The organism is Limnoraphis robusta BA-68 BA1 (assembly GCF_034932365.1).
GTDB lineage: Bacteria > Cyanobacteriota > Cyanobacteriia > Cyanobacteriales > Microcoleaceae > Capilliphycus > Capilliphycus robustus.
Genome location: NZ_JAYGHR010000008.1, coordinates 22,334 through 44,446, shown reverse-complemented (window position 1 = coordinate 44,446; position 22,113 = coordinate 22,334). Strand labels below are relative to the sequence as shown.

The 22,113-nt window shown below is 41.3% G+C and carries 16 protein-coding genes; 9 read left to right on the top strand and 7 right to left on the bottom strand.

Annotated features, from left to right (window positions below; genetic code table 11):
- Window positions 1–179: 179 nt before the first annotated feature.
- Entirely contained in the window at window positions 180–1,031 is an 852-nt protein-coding gene (locus VB836_RS05885; RefSeq protein WP_323218451.1) for an aspartyl/asparaginyl beta-hydroxylase domain-containing protein, read from the top strand.
- 396 nt (window positions 1,032–1,427) lie between these two features.
- Window positions 1,428–2,240, top strand: coding sequence for an aspartyl/asparaginyl beta-hydroxylase domain-containing protein (locus VB836_RS05880; protein ID WP_323218449.1), 813 nt, complete (start codon window positions 1,428–1,430; stop codon window positions 2,238–2,240).
- Between the two features lie 141 nt (window positions 2,241–2,381).
- Here VB836_RS05880 and VB836_RS05875 read toward each other — a convergent pair whose 3' ends face one another.
- Window positions 2,382–3,392 (bottom strand): Rieske 2Fe-2S domain-containing protein, encoded by a 1,011-nt coding sequence (locus VB836_RS05875; RefSeq protein ID WP_046279760.1) that lies wholly within the window; start codon window positions 3,390–3,392, stop codon window positions 2,382–2,384.
- Window positions 3,393–3,654: 262 nt separating this feature from the next.
- On the opposite strand from VB836_RS05875, the gene VB836_RS05870 reads away from it, so the two are divergent.
- The 4 genes from VB836_RS05870 (at window position 3,655) to VB836_RS05855 (ending at window position 9,376) form a co-directional block, all read left to right on the top strand.
- Window positions 3,655–5,424: a fatty acyl-AMP ligase gene (locus VB836_RS05870; protein ID WP_323218447.1), complete on the top strand. Its 1,770-nt coding sequence runs from the start codon at window positions 3,655–3,657 to the stop codon at window positions 5,422–5,424.
- Window positions 5,425–5,721: 297 nt separating this feature from the next.
- Window positions 5,722–6,198: an acyl carrier protein gene (locus VB836_RS05865; protein ID WP_046279758.1), complete on the top strand. Its 477-nt coding sequence runs from the start codon at window positions 5,722–5,724 to the stop codon at window positions 6,196–6,198.
- Window positions 6,198–7,514, top strand: a complete 1,317-nt coding sequence (locus VB836_RS05860; RefSeq protein WP_323218445.1) for an aminotransferase class I/II-fold pyridoxal phosphate-dependent enzyme — start codon at window positions 6,198–6,200, stop codon at window positions 7,512–7,514. Before VB836_RS05865 ends, VB836_RS05860 begins: the two co-directional genes overlap by 1 nt.
- Before the next feature lie 251 nt (window positions 7,515–7,765).
- Window positions 7,766–9,376: a B12-binding domain-containing radical SAM protein gene (locus VB836_RS05855; RefSeq protein ID WP_323218443.1), complete on the top strand. Its 1,611-nt coding sequence runs from the start codon at window positions 7,766–7,768 to the stop codon at window positions 9,374–9,376.
- Window positions 9,377–9,422: 46 nt separating this feature from the next.
- Here VB836_RS05855 and VB836_RS05850 read toward each other — a convergent pair whose 3' ends face one another.
- The 3 genes from VB836_RS05850 to cobU all read right to left on the bottom strand — a co-directional run bounded on the left by VB836_RS05850 (window position 9,423) and on the right by cobU (window position 13,357).
- Complete coding sequence (locus tag VB836_RS05850) at window positions 9,423–10,424, bottom strand: SMP-30/gluconolactonase/LRE family protein (RefSeq protein ID WP_323218442.1); 1,002 nt, start codon at window positions 10,422–10,424, stop codon at window positions 9,423–9,425.
- 29 nt (window positions 10,425–10,453) lie between these two features.
- Window positions 10,454–12,709, bottom strand: a complete 2,256-nt coding sequence (selD, locus tag VB836_RS30470) for a selenide, water dikinase SelD (RefSeq protein WP_323218441.1) — start codon at window positions 12,707–12,709, stop codon at window positions 10,454–10,456.
- An 84-nt stretch (window positions 12,710–12,793) separates the two neighbouring features.
- Window positions 12,794–13,357, bottom strand: coding sequence for a bifunctional adenosylcobinamide kinase/adenosylcobinamide-phosphate guanylyltransferase (gene cobU, locus VB836_RS05840; RefSeq protein ID WP_323218440.1), 564 nt, complete (start codon window positions 13,355–13,357; stop codon window positions 12,794–12,796).
- A 709-nt stretch (window positions 13,358–14,066) separates the two neighbouring features.
- Between cobU and dnaK the strand changes: the two genes are divergently transcribed.
- The 3 genes from dnaK to VB836_RS05825 all read left to right on the top strand — a co-directional run bounded on the left by dnaK (window position 14,067) and on the right by VB836_RS05825 (window position 19,920).
- Complete coding sequence (gene dnaK, locus VB836_RS05835) at window positions 14,067–15,983, top strand: molecular chaperone DnaK (protein WP_323218439.1); 1,917 nt, start codon at window positions 14,067–14,069, stop codon at window positions 15,981–15,983.
- Between the two features lie 493 nt (window positions 15,984–16,476).
- Entirely contained in the window at window positions 16,477–19,392 is a 2,916-nt protein-coding gene (gene polA / locus VB836_RS05830; RefSeq protein WP_323218438.1) for a DNA polymerase I, read from the top strand.
- A 135-nt stretch (window positions 19,393–19,527) separates the two neighbouring features.
- Window positions 19,528–19,920, top strand: coding sequence for a VanZ family protein (locus tag VB836_RS05825; protein ID WP_323218437.1), 393 nt, complete (start codon window positions 19,528–19,530; stop codon window positions 19,918–19,920).
- Between the two features lie 229 nt (window positions 19,921–20,149).
- Here the strand turns inward: VB836_RS05825 and VB836_RS05820 are convergent, their stop codons facing one another.
- From VB836_RS05820 to VB836_RS05810, 3 genes are all read right to left on the bottom strand, one after another.
- Window positions 20,150–20,395 carry a hypothetical protein gene (locus VB836_RS05820; RefSeq protein ID WP_323218436.1) on the bottom strand — a complete coding sequence of 82 codons (246 nt, stop codon included), beginning with the start codon at window positions 20,393–20,395 and terminating at the stop codon, window positions 20,150–20,152.
- Between the two features lie 18 nt (window positions 20,396–20,413).
- Window positions 20,414–21,079, bottom strand: a complete 666-nt coding sequence (locus VB836_RS05815) for a Fe2+-dependent dioxygenase (RefSeq protein ID WP_323218435.1) — start codon at window positions 21,077–21,079, stop codon at window positions 20,414–20,416.
- A gap of 116 nt (window positions 21,080–21,195) precedes the next feature.
- Window positions 21,196–22,095, bottom strand: coding sequence for a hypothetical protein (locus tag VB836_RS05810; RefSeq protein WP_323218434.1), 900 nt, complete (start codon window positions 22,093–22,095; stop codon window positions 21,196–21,198).
- Window positions 22,096–22,113 lie beyond the last annotated feature (18 nt).

Here is a 22,113-nt window from a genome sequence, read left to right as displayed (position 1 = left end):
AGGGTGTATCATCTCGTTTTTAATATAGGAAACCTTAAGGATTTCTCATAATAAATCTGTAAAAATGATGTTTGAATTTAGATATTTTTTGACTGTATAAATTTATAAAAAATCACACAAGATATACAGGATAGTGTTATGATTTATAAGTCATTATTAGAACAAGGAAAATTTTCAGGATGAACCCCAGCTCAAACGAAATCAGTCAAGAGTCAGAACCCTCCAAATTTTGGCAAAAAAATAGAAAAAGAGTGATGGAGTTTTTGATTCTTAAAGTGGGAGCAAATTTACTCTGGACTATTGAAAAACTCATTCCTAAATATTCTTTAATTGGTAGTAATCCCTTTTTTGAGCGAGAACAGTTTGACTGGGTTCCTGAGTTAGAAGCACAATGGGAAGCAATTCGTGAAGAAATGTATGAAGTCTTGAAATATCGGGATGAGTTACCCTGTTTCCACGAAATTTTACCCTATCAGAATGCACAAATTAGTGCGGATAACGATTGGAGAACCTATTTTCTATTTGGCTATGGAAATAAGATCGAAAAAAACTGCGAGCGTTGTCCAGAAACCATAGCGGCTTTAGAAAAAGTTCCCGGTTTAAAAACAGCATTCTTTTCGATCTTTTTACCCGGAAAACATCTTCCTGATCATCGGGGACCCTACAAAGGATTAACCCGGTGTTTGTTGGGGTTGAAAGTTCCAGAACCCAAAGAACTTTGTCGCATCCGAGTGGATAATGAAGTGCGCCACTGGGAAGAAGGAAAATGTATGTTATTTGATGATTCTTTTCGCCACGAAGCTTGGAATGAAACCAATGAAACTCGTGTCGTTTTATTTATTGATTTTGTTAGACCCTTACGTTTTCCGTTGAATATTATCAATCAACTGTTAATTCAGGCGATTGCAATTTCTCCCTTAATTAAAGATGCTAAAGTCAATCAAAAATACTGGGATAAACGTTTAGAAGAAGTGTTTACTCAGAAAGCCAAAGAGGAAGAACAAGATCAACAAGTTTTATCCTCAAAATAGACTCAGATTTGTTTGTATCAAAGGACTGACAGATTAACCTAGTTTCTCAAAGAGACTGGGTTTTTTAGTCAACCCTATTGAAATATAATACAACAAAAGTTTATAGCAGTTCAACACAAAAGCAAATCTTCGTGTCTTTGTATCTTTGTGGTTTTTCCTCTTTATCTCATAATTGTTATGAGTTTAATTAAAGACTGAGGACATTCAAGCATATCTTCAAACCCTGACTTTACCGGATCAATAAAACCTGATGCACAAATGACTCAGTAAATATATTAAATTTTTATTAAAACTAATTTACCTAAACTAAAAACCTATGATAATATTTTATTGGTGTGATTACAACAATTCAATCATGGAACCCTAACTTAATTAGTGTGAGGAGACGTAAGGTTAATGAAGAAAATCTCTTTATCTCTCTTAAAAGAGAGGCTCAGATGGCTCGTTATACACGGTATTGGCGCGAATCTGCTTTGGAAGTTTGAGAATATCATTCCGCGATATTCTTTAATTGGTAATAAACCCTTCTTTGAACGGGAACAATTTAACTGGGTGCCTCAACTCGAAGCCAATTGGGAAATCATTCGGAAAGAACTCGATGAAATCTTACAATATCGAGATCACTTACCGAATTTTCAAGATATTTCACCCGATCAAATTTACCGAACCAGTACAGATGATATGTGGAAAACGTATTTTCTGTATGGTTATGGAATGAAAGCAGAGAACAATTGTAAACTCTGCCCGGAAACAGCCCGAATATTAGAACAAATTCCGGGTGTAAAAACCGCTTTTTTTTCAATTTTACTTCCTAGTAAACATATTCCCGAACATCGTGGCACTTACAAAGGGTTTATTCGGTGCTTATTGGGGTTAAAAATTCCTGAACCGCGAGAAAAGTGTCGTCTTCGGGTTGAAAATGAGGTGCGTCATTGGGAAGAAGGAAAGTGCATGATTTTTGATGATGCTTTTCCCCATGAAGCTTGGAATGAAACGGATGAGATGCGGGTAGTTTTATTTATTGATTTTGTTCGACCTTTAGGTTTCCCGATGAATCTTGTTAATCAGTTAGTCATCAATATTATTGCGATGACTCCCTTTGTTCAAGATGCCAACCGCAATCAAAAATATTGGGATGAACGCTTAGAACAAGTTATGTCTCAGAAAGCTAAACGAAAGCAACCTGAGAAAGTGTTGACTTCTAAGTAAATTCAAAACCTTTCCCTAACCCTCTCCTCTCGACCTCTCCCTAACCCTCTCCTACAAGGCGAGGGAACCAAATAGTCTCCTCTCAACCCCCTTTTTTAAGGGGGGCTAGGGGGGATTTGAGAGGTGGGTGGGGGTTAAATGTTAATTTTTAACGGCAAGATTTTGATCGCTCTTTTCAGAAGAATAAAACTGACTCGCCCAACGCACACTCGGTTTAATCGGCCCATCTTCTTCAAACAGAATCGGATGAGTTGGGGAAATCCTGTGTTCTAAAATATCAATATCTTGCTTAAACGTCATTTCTACATCTTGCTTAACAAAAGCGGCGAGTATTAAGTTAAGAGGCGGGGGAAGAACCTTTTTAACACAAGAAAAAATCTGAACATCTAAATACTCTTCATCAATGGGAGTTCCCGTAAAAATCGTAAATAATCCAAACTGAATTAATCCTTTTGTCCAATAATAACTAACATCATATCCCGGCCCGTAATAAGTCGTTGTCACCGAACCATTGGCTTCTCCGACTAATTTACCGACTAACATAGCTGAGAGATTATACTTTTGAGTAATCCGATGGGTTAAAGTCGGGCCGTCAATTTCAACGCCATCACTAATGGCATCATCAAACGTTTGGCGGTGTAAACTGGAGAGATGAGAAACATCAACACTATTTTCTAAGTATTGAATCAGGTCAGTTTTCACTTTCCAACGCTGAACTGAACGCAAAGGAGTCCAATCTTTAGAATAGCATTCAGGAACTTTCGGAATTTCCCAACTGGGTTGTTGAGCTTGAGGGTGATAATACATGAAAATCAAACCATTCAATTCTCGCACGGGCCAGCTTTGAATTTGAGTTTGGGGAGATTTATTCGTGTAGGGAATTTTGACACAATCCCCCTGACAATTCCATTGCCAACCGTGAAACGGACAGCGAATGGTGTCTCCCTCAACCGTCCCCCCGTACCCCAGATGAGCGCCCAAATGGGGACAATGGGCGTCGAGTAAATGGGGAGTACCACCTTCAGCCCGGAATAAGACAAAATCCCGACCAAAGTAGTGTAACGGTAATACCCCCTTGGGGGGAAGTTCATCACTGGTGGCGATGCGAAACCAACTATTGGGGAAAACAGAAGAGAAATGGCTTGAGTTCATTGGAGTTGTGAGTTGAATAGCCCTATGGTATCTAGAATTTTGCACCAAAAAGCTGAGATTGGCAGTCAAGGGGTAAAAGAACGCTATCGATAAATTACAGCATTTTGATAGAGAATGTTTCCATCGGTTTGGACAACAATTCCGCCTAGAATAGAAGATGGCGGCAGAGCAGCGCCCAGAATGGATAGACAACTGATCTATAATGCTGACGACGGTCGAGAAACTCTGTATCCTTAATAATTAATCAAATTACGGCTTCTGAATGAATGGTTCAGATCATCCTGAAATCAACACCCTTGTTGACCTCCTGCGTCACCGAGCCACCCAACAGCCTGAGCAAACCGCCTACAGATTTTTGGTAGACGGTGAAACTCTCGAAGTTAGTCTAACTTATCAAGCTCTAGATCTACAGTCTAAGGCGATTGCCGCTCATTTACAATCAATCTGTCAACCCGGAGAACGGGCATTGCTGCTGTACCAACCGGGTTTAGATTACATTAGTGCCTTTTTTGGCTGTTTATATGCAGGAGTGGTCGCGGTTCCCGCTTATCCGCCTCGACCCAACCGTTCCCTTGATCGCATTGAGGCCATCTTAGCCGATGCCGAAGCAACTGTTGCTCTAACTTGCCAGCCAATTTTATCTTTAATGCGGCGACAGTTCGACCAAGTTCCGCAGCTTCAAACTCTGCATTGGATCGCTACAGATACCCTGGCTGAAACTCTAGCTATGGACTGGCAAGAGCCTGTTTTAACCCGTGACACGATCGCTTTTTTGCAATATACCTCGGGTTCGACAGCCGCGCCAAAAGGGGTAATGATCGCTCATGGGAACTTATTACACAATTTATCAGCTATTCATCACTGTTTTGCCCATTCTCCCCAGAGTCAGGGAGTGATTTGGCTGCCTCCCTATCACGACATGGGTTTAATTGGGGGGGTATTGCAGCCGCTTTATGGGGGGTTTCCGGTGGTGTTGATGTCGCCGTTAATGTTTTTACAACGTCCCCTGCGGTGGCTAGAAGCGATTTCTCGTTATCGGGCAACAACCAGTGGCGGCCCGAATTTTGCCTATGATTTGTGTGTGCGAAAGATTCCCCAAGGGCAGCGAGAACATCTAGATTTAAGCAGTTGGGAATTAGCGTTTAATGGGGCTGAACCGATTTACTATGAAGTGATCGAACGCTTTACTGAGGCGTTTGCACCCAAGGGGTTTCGACGAGAGGCGTTTTATCCTTGTTATGGTCTTGCCGAAGCGACTTTAATTGTCAGTGGTGGAGAAAAAACGGCTCAACCTGTTTTCAAAAGCGTTCAAGCCAAAGCCTTAGAACAAAATCAGGTGATTTATGATTTTGTTACACCCGACAATCGTCGAACGGTGGTGGGCTGCGGTCAAAGCCTGAGTGATCAAAAAATTGTGATTGTTGATCCTCAGACGTTAGAGATGTGTGGGGACAATCAAGTGGGTGAAATTTGGGTATTAGGGCCAAGTATTGCTCAAGGATATTGGGGGAAAGTAGAAGAAACTCAACAAATCTTTAAGGGTGATCTTGCAGGTTCCCCAGATGGGCCGTTTTTACGAACGGGAGATTTAGGGTTTTTAGCCAATGGTGAATTATTTGTCACTGGACGACTTAAAGATGTAATTATCATTAACGGTCGCAATTATTATCCCCAAGATATTGAACGCACAGTGGAACAAAGTCATCCCCTCATACGACCCAACTGTTCAGCGAGCTTTTCAGTGGAGGTAGACGGAGAAGAACGCCTGGTGATTCTGGCTGAAGTCGAACGCCACTATCGAGAAGGTCATGGGGTACAAACCCACTCGGGTAATGGGACAGCACAATCATCAAAAGTCAAAGCGGTGTGCCAGTCGATCCGACGTGCTGTGTCACAACACCATGATTTACAGGTGTATGACACGGTGTTGCTCAAAGTCGGCGGAATTCCTAAGACTTCCAGTGGTAAAATTCAACGCCATATCTGTCGATCTCGTTTTCTGGATCAGACCCTCAACCGGATTGAGGATTAAGCTGAACCATCTTGGTGTGAAGTTATTTTGACAAAAGGGGGGATTTTGTCCGGAAGAGGACGCCTTCAGACCGAAAACATAGGCTATCTCTATTTTGCGTCTATGGGAAATCTAGAGATTTTTCAGTCGATCTTTCTACTTTTATGGGTCTCATGGCAAAATAACCATCATGTCTTGCCCAAATCGAACATTAGAATTGAGAACGGATCAATATTGGGGAGACACAGGGCAAATTTCCCAGGGCTACCCCCTAAACTGGAGTGATGCTAAATTTTTAGCGTGATAGAGGAGTGAATCATGCAACTGTTAAACGAGTCTTTGAATGGAAAAACGGCTCCAGAGCCAACTGGGATGAAGCTCAATCCGCAATCTCCTGTGGACTCCCCTGCATTATCTCAGGATGCTCAGGCAATTCAAGTATGGTTGATCGCTCAACTGGCCGAGCGACTGGGACTTGAAATCGACGAAATTGATCTCAATGAGGATTTTGCCAATTATGGTCTGAACTCCATCGAGGCGGTTAACCTGTCTGGAGATTTGGAAAATATTCTGGGGCGAAGGCTGCCCCCCACCATTCTTTGGGACTATCCCAATATTGCAACATTATCAGAATATTTGGCTGAGGACACTTCACGCGATGCCAGCATTAAACCTCAGAGAAACCCCATTCCGCCCGAAAAAGCTGAGGAACTGTTAGAACGACTGGATCAAATGTCCGATCAAGAGGTGGATGACCTGTTAAATTCGATGCTGTCAGAAGAGGAAAGTCATTAATGACCAACACATCACAAGGAATTGCCCATCTTAGCCCCACCGAAAAGCGATCACTGTTGGCCGAGTTACTGCGTCAGAAGGCAAAATTAGCAACGCCTCCCGAAATCCCTCTAGAATACTACCGTTTTGAACATTATCCGGAGTATCGCAAGCTCAAGCAGCAACAGCAGGAAATTGCCGCTCTGGGGATTAATAATCCGTTCTTCACCCCCCAAGAAGCCTTAAACAGCAATACGACGATTGTCGCGGGCCGAGAACTGATCAACTATGCTACCTACAATTACATCGGAATGTCCGGTGATCCGATTGTGTCCCAAGCCGCTAAAGATGCCATTGATCACTACGGGACTTCGGTATCTGCCAGTCGCTTGGTTTCGGGGGAAAAACCCCTACATCGCCAGCTTGAACGGGCAATTGCTGATTTTATTGGGGCTGAAGATAGTGTTGTGTTTGTTGGGGGTCATGCTACCAATGTTACAACAGTGGGTCATTTATTCGGACAAAATGATCTGATTGTCCATGATTGTCTGAGTCACAATAGTCTGTTGCAAGGCTGTTTGCTCTCGGGGGCAACGGCGGTTGCTTTTCCTCATAATGACTGGGAGGCGGTGGATCGGGTTCTCCAAGAACGTCGTCATCGTTACAAGCGGGTTTTGATTATCGTTGAGGGAGTTTACAGTACAGATGGTGATATCCCCTATCTGCCCGCATTTATTGAGATTAAAAAGCGTTATAAGGCCTTCCTCATGGTTGATGAGGCTCACTCAATTGGGGTTTTGGGGGCCAACGGTCGCGGCATTCGAGAATATTTCGATGTGGATGCGGCGGATGTGGATTTGTGGATGGGAACCCTCAGCAAGTCTTTTGCCAGTTGTGGCGGCTATATTGCAGGCGGAAAAGCTGTGGTTGAATATCTCAAGTATACCGCGCCCGGTTTTGTGTTTAGCGTGGGAATTTCTCCCCCAAATGCCGCTTCGGTGTTGGCCGCGATTCAGGTGTTGAAAGCTGAACCTCAACGAGTCACCCGACTGCATGAGCGCTCTAAGTTGTTCTTGGAGTTGGCAAAACAAAAGGGCCTCAACACCGGAACCAGTCAGGATTCTCCCGTGATTCCGATTATTGTCGGTGATTCTCTCAAATCGGTGCAACTGTCCCAAAATTTGTTTAAACGCGGGATTAATGTACCGTTTATGATTTATCCCTCTGTTCCTCATAATGGCGCTCGTCTACGCTTTTTCATTACCTGCAATCACACCGAGGAGCAAATTCGCTCGACGGTTGAGATTCTTGCAGAAGAAGTCGAGAAAATGCACTAGGGAGGCATGAGAAAATAGGGGTTAGTAATTCTTGATGAAAAGCTAACCTCTTCCCAGTCAATTCTGAGAATTCCTGTTATGCTTTATAAGCAGGTCTTTGTCATTCATTTAGAGGGATTTGTCCAATTTTGTAGCCTAAACTCAATAGTTCTTCACTCTCAAAATTTTCAGGTGATCTCATCATACCTGTTATTGTCCGTTATAAAGAGTTTTGGCGTTAACTGTTCATTACAACACGAAGTAGATTAATCATGCGAGCTTTACTTTTATATCCTCTTTTTCCACCCAGTTTTTGGTCATTTGAAAGAACATTAGCTTTGATTAAACGCAAAGCATTATTACCCCCTTTGGGGTTAATTACAGTTGCAGCGATTTTACCTCAAGATTGGGAATTTAAACTCGTTGACCGGAATGTTCGAGACGTAACAGAAGCTGAATGGGACTGGGCAGAAATTGTCATTCTGTCGGCGATGATTGTTCAAAAAGAGGACTTGATTGATCAAATTAAAGAAGCGAAACGGCGCGGTAAACCTGTGGCAGTTGGTGGCCCTTATTCGACTTCTTTACCCCACGAAGTTCAAGAAGCAGGTGCAGATTACTTGGTTTTAGACGAAGGCGAAATCACCTTACCGATGTTTGTAGAAGCCTTAGAACGAGGGGAAAAAACTGGGGTTTTTACTGCCAATGGTGAAAAAGCAGATATTACTAAAACGCCCATCCCTCGCTTTGATCTCCTCGAAAGAGAGGTCTATGAAACGATCGCCATTCAGTATTCTCGCGGTTGTCCTTTTCAATGCGAATTTTGCGATATTATTGTCCTCTATGGTCGCAAACCGCGCACAAAAACACCTGCTCAACTGATTGCTGAACTCGACCGTCTCAAAGAATTAGGCTTCCGACGGGCTGTTTTCTTAGTTGATGATAATTTTATCGGCAACAAACGGAATGTTAAGTTGTTGTTGAAAGATTTGAAGGTTTGGCAGCATGAAAATGACTATCCCTTCCGATTCTTTACAGAAGCTTCGATTGATTTAGCCAACGATCAGGAATTAATGGAGTTGATGGTTGAGGCGAATTTCTACTCTGTCTTTATGGGGATTGAAACTCCCGATGAAGCGAGTTTGACCCTCACCAAAAAGTTTCAAAATACTCGCGACTCTCTTAGTGAATCTGTTGAGAAAATTTCGCGAACAGGCTTGGACGTGATGGCTGGGTTTATTATTGGTTTTGATCAGGAAAAAAGCGGAGCAGGTGAGCGGATTGTTCAGTTTGTAGAGAAAACTGGAATTCCGATGGCAATGTTTAGTATGTTGCAAGCGCTCCCAAATACTGCTTTATGGCATCGTTTAGAAAAGGAGGGACGGCTCCTGAATGCCAGTGGAAATGTTAACCAAACCACGTTAATGAACTTTGTTCCCACTCGTCCCATTGAAGAAATTGCCCGTGAATATGTGGAGGGTTTCTGGTATCTTTATGACCCTCAAACCTATTTAGATCGGGTTCATCGTTACTTCCTTAAAGTTGGTAAACCGCGAAATCCTGTTACTCGCCGTAAATTAACGGATTGGGTTACATTAAGAGCGTTATTAACTGTATGTTTCCGTCAAGGTGTTCTTCGGAAAACTCGTTGGACGTTTTGGATTTATTTGGTGGATATTCTCAGGAAGAATCCTGCACTTTTTGACCGCTATATTTCTCTTTGTGGTCATTTAGAACATTTCCATGTCTATCGCAAAATTGTTCGCGATCAAATTGAATCACAATTGGCTGAATATTTGAAGGAAAAAGCAGCAATGGAAGCTAAAGAAGCTAAAGAAGCTAAAGAAGCTAAAGAAAAACAAGTTCAAGAAATTGTTGCTTAGTTCCCAAAAACCCGGTTTCTCTAAGAAACCGGGTTTTTATTGACATTCAATTTCCCGGTTGAACTCCTTGAACGTTTAACCGTATTCGATAAAGACTGCTACTAGCGGTAATATAAAGGGTTTTGTAGTCCGCATCTCCCCAAGCTAAATTAGCGGCTGTTTCTGGCGTTTCTATAATGCCTAATTTCTCCCCAGAGGGTGAGAATACCCAGACACCACCTGGCCCGGTACTATACACATTTCCTTGACTATCTACTTTCATCCCATCAGGAACTCCTTTTTTTTCGGGGTGTTTTTGAGTGGCAAAAATCCGTCCGTTGGTTAAGGTTCCATCGGGTTTAACGTCAAATACCCGAATATGACTTTCCTGGGAATCATTAATATAAAGTTTCGTTTCATCGGGTGAAAATGCAATCCCATTCGGACGAACAAAATCATTAATTAGTAATGTTAATTCTCCATCCGGTGAAATCCGATAAACGCCATAAAATCCTAATTCTTCTTGGTCTGATTTGATGCCATAGGGCGGGTCTGTAAAATAAATACTCCCATTTGATTTTACCACTAAATCGTTTGGACTGTTCAGTTTTTTGTTTTGATATTCACTCACTAAAGTGACAATTTCACCGTCTTTTTCGGTGCGAGAAACACGACGGTTTGAATGTTCAGCCGTGATTAAACGATTTTCTAAATCTAATGTATTTCCGTTAGCATTTCCTGATGGTTGACGAAACACTTTAACAGGTTCGTTGGGTTTCCATTGATAAATTGTATTTTCAGGAATATCACTAAATAATAGAAAACCCTCGGGATGCCAAATTGGGCCTTCTACAAATCGGAAACCGTCTGCTATTTTTTCTAAGGTTGAATTGGCATCTAAAATTTTGGGAATTTTACTAGATGTTTGTGCTTGAGTTAAGGTGGGTTTCTGGGCGCGAATATTTTCGGTTAATACTGAGGTTGATGATAAGATTAAACTGACCACGAAGACAGGAAGACACAAAGGTTTTATGATTTTTATTCTGTTTCTAAAAGTTGGCAGTTTCATTGTTTGTGCTATAAACTTTAGAAATCGAGTTAGAATTTGAGAGTAATCGGTAAGATTCCCGCAGTTTGGGGTTGAACTTGACCGATAATACTACTCTCAATATATCCTAAACCTTTGAGGTAATTTAAGCAAGTGTTGGCTAGTTCGAGGGGAACAGAGGCGAGTAAACCGCCGGAAGTTTGGGGATCAAATAATAAGGGATAAAGGGGGTGTTGACTGGCTTGTTGTTGATTTTGAATGCTTTTGGAGAAATGATGATTTTCAGGATAGAGTGAACTAAAAATACGCTGTTGGCTGGTTTCTTTCGCCCCGTTTAAAATCGGAATAGCGTCTAAATTGAGTTGGACAGCAACATCTGAAGCTTGAATCATTTCGAGTAAATGTCCAATTAATCCAAATCCGGTAATATCAGTACAAGCGGTGATTTGATGCTGTTTAAAACAGTCTGCGGCTTGTTGGTTTGAGAGTAACATAGACTCAATTGCAGTTTCTATCCAACGTCCTTTTGCTTTGAGTTGCATATCCGCAGCAAACAAGGTTCCGGTGCCAATGGCTTTGGTTAAAATTAATGCTTGGTTGGGTTTCATTGCGCTTTTTCTGAGTAGTTTATCCGCCTCAGCAAACCCATTACAGGTTAAACCCAACGCTAATTCTTCGCCTTCTGTTGTGTGTCCACCAATTAACAAAGCGGAAGCAGAATTTAAGACTTCTTGGACTCCTGATAATAAATGAAAAAGCGTTTCTTCTTGTTTGGTAGAAATGGCGTAGGGAAGCGTCACAATTGCTAATGCACTTTGAGGCTTCGCCCCCATTGCAAATAAATCGCTTAAACAATGATTAGCTGTTATTTTTCCAAAGATAAACGGATCATCTAATAAGGCGCGAAAATAGTCAACGGTTTGCACCATTACCTGTTCAGGTGGGACTCGAATTACGGCTGCATCTTCTGCGTCTTTAAGTCCGATTATAACATCTTCTCGCGTTTCAGATTGAATTCTATTTAAGACATTTTCTAAAACTGAACGTCCCACTTTAGAACCACAACCCGAACACCGCATTTTTGGAGTTTCAACTTGAATTTTTTCGGGTTTATCAGGTTTATCTGACATCGGTTCTAGGTTTGTGAATTGATTCATAAATTGGCGATCAATATCATCTTTCCACTGCCATAATAAAGGATATGGGCCTAAACCTATTAGACCGCGAGAGGCGATAGCTTGTTCATTCCCCGTCCCAATTAAAATCAGAAATTGTTTTTGCGGAATAAACGGTTTGAGAGGTTTTTCTAATAACGCCCGTCGTAAATTTTCAAACAACGGTTGACCTTGACGGACTGCAAAAACTCCGGCTTTTGGACGGGGATGATTAACCATTGTCGCGACATCTCCCGCCGCAAAAATATGAGGATGAGAAAGCGATCGCAATGTATCATCAACTTGAATAAATCCATTTTCATCTGTTGCAAGTCCCGCTTCTTTTAACCAAGGTGCAGCCGAAGCTTGTGTCACCCAAAACAAGCGATCACAGGTTACTTTTAATCCAGATTCACAACTGATTATTTTCTCCTCTCCTACCGCTTCTACTTGATTTACCGTTTGTTCTAAATGCAGGTTAACCCCTAGACTTATGAGGATTTTTTCAACCTGTTTACCCACCCATTGACTGCGTTCCGGTAAGAGTTTTGCACCCCGTTGAAACAGATGTAATTCCAGTTGATTTTTGAAAGGTTTAATGTTAGAATAAATTTTAGACAAACATCCTTGAATAGAAAACATTAATTCAACTCCACCCGCGCCCCCGCCAACAACAGCAATTCGCATTTTTTGATTGGGGTTTTCAAGGGCTGTATTTTTAACCCTGTTCCAATAATCAATAAACTTTGAAATCGGCTTAACTGGAATGGCGTTTTCAGCGACACCGGGAACGGATAAAATCGCGGGTTTACTACCAATATCAATCGATAAAATATCAAAGGAAATGGGCGGATGATTTTGACAAATGACCTGATTATTTTCTAAGTCTAAACCTATCGCCCGATCTAAGATCATTCGAGTTTGAGAAAATTGAGTTAACGGACGTAAATCAATATGACATTCATCGAAATTATATAAACCTGCCACATATCCCGGTAACATTCCTGAATAGGGGGTATGAGACACATCTGTAATCAGAGTTAAACGCACTCCAGCGATAGGGTTCATACCGAATTTTTTCAGGACAATGGCATGGCTATGTCCGCCGCCAATCAAAACTAAATCTTTGAGAATGACTGTTGAGGATTTCATCGTTAATTGTTGAGATTTACAGCAATTCGTTTTCAGTTAAGCAAGTAAAAACTTCTGTAATGGTTTGAGTTTGAGTCATCAGATTTACAATTCCAACGCTGAACCTAACTGACTTAAGTTTAAAACATGACCGCCCATAATAAGATAGACTGGATTTGCGATCATGCCAATTTTTCGAGTCAACATTCCTAAGCGATCGCGAAAAGTTCTGCCGATGGGATAAGCGGGAACAACACCCCATCCCGTTTCTTCTGCGACAAAAATAATCTCTCCTGACGTTTGTGTTAAAGTAGTAATTAAATCTTCTAAAACATCTTGCCAAACCTCATCGTCTTGTTCTAATATATTGGCAAGCCAAGTTCCTAAAGAATCGACTAAAATACAGGTATCAGGTTGAGAAATCTGTTGTAATGTTGGGGCTAATTCAACGGGAACTTCCAGAGTGTTCCATTCAGGCGGACGACGGATTTTATGTTTTTGGATGCGGTTTTGCCATTCGGTATCTGTAGAATTGAGTTGAGAAGTCGCAATATAAATAACAGATAAACCGGAATTTTTGGCTAACGTTTCCGCCCATTCACTTTTACCCGAACGTGCAGGGCCAGTGACTAGAATTAATCGAGATAAAGGTGTAGATTGTTTAATCATAGAAGTAAAAACTGGTCACTGTAAGTTTGCCAGGAATTAAAATCCCCGTGTAAAAATTGTAGGAGCGGGAACGACCGCGATAAATAGATCTGACCAATAACTTTGATCAACCCGCCCCTACAGGTGAAGGGTCACTGTAAGTTTACCAGGGATTAAAATCCCCGTGTAAAAATTGTAGGGGAGGGAACGATCGCGATAAATAGATCTCACAAATAACTTTGATCAACCCGCCCCAAGAGGTGAAGGTATTAGGGTCACTGTAAGTTTACCAGGGATTAAAATCCCTGTCTGAAAACCAAAGTCCTCTTAAGAGGACTAGATTTAATAGGAGTTTAGGAGGCAAGTATTTTCTTCTGCCTATTGCCTATTGCCTATTGCCCATAACAATTGACGGCAAATACACCTCAAATATACGGTTTGCCACAATGCGAGATAAAATTCCAGCACCTACAGTAGTAAATACAGAATCACTTGAAAACGCAAGCCTATTGAGTTTGACCATTCGGGTAGAGGTTCGGTAAACCCACCTTCATAAAAAGGACTAACCGCCCACAGTATAGAAATATGCAATCTATCTTAAAAACTGTATTCAAGCCGGACTCACGACTCAATCGAACCCGTAGGTTTGACGTGCAGTATTCTGTGGCCCAAAACAACAGGGCGGTAACAGTATCAGATTCTATGTAGTCATTGGAGATAAATAACCCTTATGGGAAAAGTAGTTGGAATTGATCTCGGAACCACAAACTCTTGTGTCGCTGTAATGGAAGGGGGTAAACCTACTGTCATCGCTAACGCCGAAGGTTTACGCACGACTCCCTCTGTTGTCGCTTATGCTAAAAACGGTGACCAACTGGTTGGACAAATCGCCAAACGTCAAGCCGTAATGAACCCGGAAAACACCTTCTATTCGGTGAAGCGGTTTATCGGACGTCGAAACGATGAAGTTGCCAACGAAACCACAGAAGTTTCCTACAAAGTGCTACGCGATAGCAACGGAAACGTCAAACTCGATTGTCCTGCCCGCAACAAACAGTTTGCCCCCGAAGAAATTTCTGCACAAATTCTTCGTAAACTGGTTGAAGATGCCAGTAAGTATCTCGGTGAACAGGTTAAAGAAGCAGTTATTACCGTTCCGGCCTATTTTAACGACTCCCAACGTCAAGCCACCAAAGACGCGGGTAAAATTGCGGGTATTGAAGTTAAACGGATTATCAACGAACCGACGGCTGCATCTTTGGCCTATGGTTTAGATAAGAAAAGCAACGAAACCATCTTAGTCTTTGACCTTGGCGGTGGTACGTTTGACGTTTCCATCTTAGAAGTTGGCGATGGCGTGTTTGAAGTATTAGCCACCTCTGGAGACACTCATTTAGGTGGGGATGACTTCGATAAGAAAATCGTAGACTATTTAGCTGAACAGTTCATGCGGGATGAAGGAATTGACCTCCGCAAAGACAAGCAAGCCCTGCAACGCTTAACAGAAGCCGCAGAAAAAGCGAAAAAAGAACTGTCTAGCCTGACTCAAACGGACATTAACCTGCCCTTCATTACCGCAACCCCTGAAGGCCCCAAACACCTCGATACCATGTTAACCCGAGGTAAATTTGAGGAAATTTGCGCCGACTTAATTGATCGTTGTCGCATTCCCGTTGAGAATTCTGTTCGTGACGCGAAGTTGAACAAATCCGACATTGACGAAATCGTATTAGTGGGCGGTTCAACTCGGATTCCGGCGATTCAAGAATTGGTCAAACGGGTACTGGGTAAAGACCCCAACCAATCCGTTAACCCCGATGAAGTGGTTGCTGTGGGCGCTGCAATTCAAGCTGGGGTACTCGCAGGCGAAGTCAAAGATATTCTGTTGCTGGACGTTTCGCCCTTGTCTCTGGGTGTGGAAACCCTCGGTGGTGTAATGACCAAGATTATTCCTCGTAACACCACTATCCCCACCAAGAAATCAGAAGTCTTCTCCACTGCGGTTGACGGACAAACCAACGTTGAAATCCATGTTCTCCAAGGGGAACGGGAAATGTCCAACGACAACAAGAGTTTGGGAACCTTCCGTTTAGATGGAATTCCGCCCGCGCCGCGTGGTGTTCCTCAAATTGAGGTAACATTTGATATCGACGCTAACGGTATTCTCAACGTTACCGCCAAAGACAAAGGAACAGGTAAAGAACAGTCGATTAGTATTACAGGTGCCTCGACTTTACCCGATAACGAAGTTGAACGGATGGTGCGTGAAGCCGAACAAAATGCCTCTGCTGACAGAGAACGTCGCGAAAAAATTGACCGCAAAAACCAAGCTGACTCTTTAGCTTATCAAGCCGAGAAACAAATCAGCGAACTCGGTGATAAAGTTCCCGCCGATGAGAAAACCAAAATTGAAGCGCTGATTAAGGACTTGCGAGAAGCCATTTCTCAAGATGACGATGAGAAAATCAAGACCTTAATTACTGATTTACAACAAGCGCTTTATACTGTCAGCAGCAACTTGTATCAACAAGCAGGCGGCGCTGAAGCAGCAGCAGGGGCAGATGTTGGTAATGGAGATTCGGCATCATCTAGTAGCAGTAGTTCCTCTGATGATGTGATTGACGCGGACTTCACCGAAACGAAGTAAACGTTTAATTCAATAATTGTTTAGAAATGTAGGGTGTGTTAGGCTTCGCCGTAACGCACCTTTTCCTTTTCTATCAACTCCCCCAAAAACCCAGTTTCTACAAAAACCCCACAAAAACCCGGTTTCTGGTAGAAACCGGGTTTTTAATCGGGTTGATTAATTGTGTTGGTGGGGGCGGGGCGGGTTTTTTTAATTTAGTAATGGGTGTCAGAGATGGTTTAGAACCCGCCCCTACATAATCATTATCGATTAATTAGACCTGATATTACTCCCCTCGCCATTAATTAATAGTCCCGTCAGGGACACCTTTTCCCTCTCCTCGTAGGAGAGGGTAGGGAGAGGTGGAGAGGGGTTGGGGGAGAGGTTAAATTTTTTTCTACAATCAACCCGGTTTCTACAAAAACCCGGTTTCTACAAAAACCCGGTTTCTACAAGAAACCGGGTTTTTAATCCATGTTATAAAATAAATATATTGCTGTCTTATGGGTTCGACGTGGCAAATACTCCTGTTTTGATTTTAGTTGATGGTCATTCTTTGGCGTTTCGCGCTTACTATGCGTTTGCGAAAAGCCGCACAGGAGGACTGCGAACCCAGACGGGAATTCCTACCAGCGTGTCTTTTGGGTTTCTCAACTCGCTGCTGAATACGATTAAAACTTACAAACCGCAATATTTAGCCATCGCTTTTGATCGAGGTGAACCGACTTTTCGCCACGAAGCTGACGCCACCTACAAAGCCAATCGTTCAGAAACGCCTGAAGATTTTATCGAAGATATTCACCATTTGCAAGAGGTTTTAGAAGGATTAAATGTTCCCATTGTTACGGCTGCGGGCTATGAAGCCGATGATGTGATTGGAACTTTAGCCAAACAAGGACTTGAAGCGGGATATTTTGTTAAAATCCTTTCGGGTGATCAAGATTTATTTCAGTTAATTGATGGGGATGAAAAGATTAGCGTGTTGCATTTATCCCCCGGAAAAGGGAACAACACAACAGAATTTAGGGCGGAAAATGTTTTTGAGAAACTGAAGATAAAACCCTCACAACTGATTGATTATAAAGCCTTGTGTGGCGATAAATCAGATAATATTCCCGGTGTGCGAGGAATTGGAGAGAAAACGGCTGTTCAGCTTTTGAGTGAATATCCTTCTCTCGATGAAATCTATGCTTCTCTGGATAAGATAAAAGGCGCGACTCGTCAAAAGTTAGAAGATGGAAAAGAAGCCGCCTATCATTCCCAAAGAATGGCGACAATTGTTCAAGATGTACCGTTAAAAATTTCGATTGCTGACTGTAATTTTACCCGACTAGATTTTAGTAAAATTATTCCTAAACTGAAAGAGTTAGAATTTTGGTCTTTTGTTGAACAAGTTGAAAATGAACAAGTCTTTGAAGAAATAGCCAGCGAAACTGAAGAAAAAATCGCTAATTTTGAGTCAGAAAATTCTTCATCAAATCAAGTTTTAGATGATGATGAACTCAGTTTTTGGAGTTATGAAGAAACTCAAGCGGTTCAAAAATTATCAGGAAAGCAGTTCATTCAACCTAAAATTATCCAAACAGAAGAACAGTTACAAGACTTAGTTAAACAGTTAGAAAAATTTACCGATCAAAATCATCCCGTTGCTTGGGATACGGAAACCACCGCCTTAGAACCGCGAGATGCAAAATTAGTTGGAATTGGCTGTTGTTGGGGAACTGAAAAAACCGATATTGCTTATATTCCCCTCGAACATACAACCGGAACTCAACTCAAAAAAGAGATAGTTTTAGAGGCTTTACGTCCAATTTTAGAAAGCGAAAAATATCCCAAAGCCTTACAAAATGCTAAATTTGATCGTTTGATTTTAAAAGTTCAAGGAATAAATTTAGCTGGCGTTGTCTTCGATACGATGTTAGCGAGTTATGTATTAAACCCTGATGAAAGCCATAATTTAACTGAACTTTCCCGCAAATATTTAGACTCAGGAATTGTAGCAAAAAGTTATAAACAACTGTCTCTTGGGAAAAATCAAACCATCGCCGACTTAGACATCCCTACCGTTGCTGAATATTGTGGCTTAGATGTTTACGCCACTTATTTACTCGTTCCCAAACTGCGCGAAAAGTTACAACAAGTTCCCCAACTTCACAAACTCCTGTTAGAAATAGAACAACCCCTCGAACCTGTTCTTGCGGAGATGGAATATTTGGGAATTAGAATTAACGTTAATTATCTCAAACAACTATCATCACAACTCGAAAAACAATTAGACATCATTGAAAAACGTGCTTACGAAGAAGCCGGAACAGAATTTAACTTAGGTTCACCCAAACAACTCAGTCAACTGTTATTTGAAACCCTCGAACTCAGTACGAAAAAAAGCCGCAAAACCAAGACAGGTTACTCTACCGATGCAAAAGTTCTAGAAAAACTCAAAGGTGATCATCCGATTATTGATAGTATATTAGAACATCGAACCTTAGCCAAACTAAAATCAACCTACGTTGATGCTTTACCGGAGTTAGTTCATCCCCAAACAAAACGCATTCACACTGACTTCAACCAAGCCATAACCGCCACTGGAAGACTGTCTTCTTCTAACCCCAACCTCCAAAATATTCCCATTCGCACCGAATTTTCCCGTCAAATTCGTCAAGCGTTTATTCCCGAACCCGGATGGGTATTAATAGCAGCCGACTATTCGCAAATTGAGTTAAGAATTTTAGCGCATTTGAGTGATGAACCCATATTAGTTGAAGCCTATCAAAATAACCGAGATATCCACACTGTAACCGCACAATTTTTGTTTGAAAAAGACAACCCAACCGATGTAACTCCTGAAGAAAGACGCTTTGGAAAAACGATTAATTTTGGGGTAATTTATGGAATGGGTGCGTTAAGGTTTTCGCGAGAAATGAAAGTCAATACCAATAAAGCCAAAGAATTTATCGAACGGTTTAACCAACAATATGAGAAGCTTTTTAAATATTTAGAACAACAAAAGAAAACAGCAATTTCTCAAGGTTATGTTACAACCTTGTTAGGGCGTCGTCGTTATTTTCACTTTGAAAGTCCAAGTTTGAAAGAACTGAAAGGAAGTCCATTAGAACATATTGATCTAGATCTTCTTAAAAGTATAGGTCAAAATGACGCGCAATTGTTACGAGCTGCGGCGAATGCTCCCATTCAGGGGTCAAGTGCTGATATAATTAAAATAGCGATGGTAAAATTGAAAGATGTTTTGCAAAATTACACCGCGAAACTGTTATTACAAGTTCACGATGAATTAGTTTTAGAAGTTCCCCCGGAAGAATGGGAAGAGTTACAACCCAAAATTAAACAAACGATGGAAAATGCTTATTCGTTGAAAGTTCCCCTTCTCGTTGAAATACACGCAGGTGAAAACTGGATGGAAGCAAAATAAGCCGAAAAAGGTTAAAAACCACAAAGACACAAAGACACGAAGAAAAAATTAGGGTGCGTCAGACATTAACTTATTAGACTCAGGAAAAATCTGTGCATAATTTGACGTACCCTACTACTTTTTACCGCTATCAACATGAAAATTAATCAGCGAGGTTGGATAGTTATTGCTATCCTTTATTTGATGCTTATTTTTGCGATAATGTTAGTTGCTGACTTTGGAAAACTCCCCTACGCACAACTTGAAAAAATTCCCTACTATGACATTATCGGACATTTTTTCCTCTACGGAATTGCTTCTTTTGTCTGTCATCGCGCCACAAATAGACGCATGATGATGATTTTTCATCTTCCAATTCCGTTTGGACCATTTTTGTTTACGCTTGTTACTATTGGCGAGGAAGTGTTACAACACATTCTACCCCATCGTACTTTTAGTTTACTCGATTTGGGGGCGAGTTTACTAGGAATTGTCTTATTTTATAAAATTGGAGAAATCTGGTTTCCCCAAAATTCCTCTCAATATTAAGAGATAACTTTCTTTTTTCCTGTTGCTAACACTAAATCTTGATTTAACATGATCTCATATTCATTCCCCTCTAATCCTAACAGATGACACCAACATTTTTCGGTTCCCCAAGTCGTATTTTTCTTTATTTCTATGACGCTTTGTTGTAAACTAGGGTAAGAGCGAATTAGTTCGAGTTCTAACTCTCTATGTTTAACCGCATCATAAACTTTAATAGAAGTTGAAGCCGTTAAATTAATCTGTCTATTGGCAAGAATAAATTGATATCCCCAAGCGGGATAAGGTAAATTTTTCCTTTTTTTTTAAGCGTTCCTTCAGGCATTAAATGAAGTAAATTTTGCGGTTCTGGGTGAACCAAACTAATATCAACATCGCTAATTCCGCGAACATCTGAAGGAACACCACTGGCTAACTTTAATCCCAAAATGGGAAGACGTTCTTCAACCAATATAAATGTATCTTCAATGGATAACATCTGATCTCCTTAAATTCCTTATTCCGCCCATTTTCTCAACAAATTGGCTACACTTTTAGAAATTAAATCAAATTCTGGGGTTTTTCCTTCTCTGGCAAACATCGCCCGTCTGGCTGTATCTAAATCAAATAAAATCTCTCGTTGACTCGCATCTCTAACTAAACTTTGTACCCAACCGACAACAACTATTCGAGTTCCTTTTGTGACTGTATTCACTCGATGTAATGTAGAAGAAGGATAAATAATCATCGTACCTGCTTCTAGTTTATACGCTTTTTCATCATCCGCACCTTCAATAACTAATTCCCCGCCTTCATACTCATCTGGAGAATTTAAAAACAACGTAAACGATACATCTGAACGCAATAAACTACTCCCCATTAACGCATTATCCGTATGGGTCCCATAAGACATTCCCTCCTCATAGCGACTAAATAAAAGAGAATGAACACGCCGGGGACGAACTGCTATTTGAAACAAAGAATTATCTTTGAGAACCTGTTCAACTTCTGTTTTTAGTTCTTTCAGTAAACTCGTTCCTGATTTTAATTGTTGATTATTTTTAACCAGTTTTGCGTGCCAACCTGCGGTTAACTTTCCTTCCACAAATTCAGCTTTTTCTAAACGAGTTTGAATAGATTGAAGTTTCTCAGTATTGAGAAGATTAGGAATGGAAAAAATCATTTAAAATTTGATTGAAATATTGTTTTGATCACAAACTCACCACCAAGGCACAAAGACACGAAGATTTCCGATTAGTGTTCTCTGTGTCGAGCGTGGTTTTTACTCTCTTTTAAAAACTATGAATCCGGTGAGGGTGATGAAGCAACACGAGAACTATATAATTCTATTTTAGAAACCAGTCCTTGTACTTCACTCGGCGTTTTTACTGGAGTTTCGGGCGGAGTTACAGACGGCCAAGCTGCTTTTAATTCTGCCATTGTTTCTACAATGACTTGATGATCTTCCGAGAAATTTTGTTGCATTTGATCGGCAATATTTTTATAAAGTTGTTCAGAATATAATACAAATCCCCGAGAGTCTTGATACTCTGCAAGTTCAACAACTTTTCCCTCAGCAATAGCCGCTTGATATTCTTCGGATGCTGTTGCTAACAATTGATTAATCACCTTCATTACAAACTCTGGAGATTGACGCTGAGACTCAGGTATTGCTACAATTGCAGTATCTACTGACTGTACCGCTTCCTCAAATTTTGCCTGTGTTTCGGGTTGAGCGGGCGCTGTTTTGGATAAATCATTCAATTGATTTAAAGTAGATTTAAACTCCGGTACATTGCGCTGAGAAAGTTGACCTTCTAAACCGCCATACAATTCCTCAACCGGGTGTCCGATATGAGGTTCAGCTTGTTCATAATTTCCCGCTTGTCTGAGTTCTTCGGCTACAATGAGATGACCTTTCATTAATCCCAACGTTGTCATATAATCAACATCAGGATTGCCACTGCTACCCCCTTCACCGCCTTCACCGCCTTCACCGCCTTCACCGCCTTCACCGCCTTCTCCACCTTCACCGCCTTCTCCACCTTCTCCACCTTCTCCGTGAACTGTTTCAGTAGAAGGATTTGATTGTTCAGTCGTTGTTTCATTGGTTGTCGTTGATGGACTGCTACAAGCTACCAGAGAGACTGCTAACCCCGTTGCTAAAAATAATTCTACAGATTTTAAGGACTTTTTCATTGGAACCGACTGTTTTCT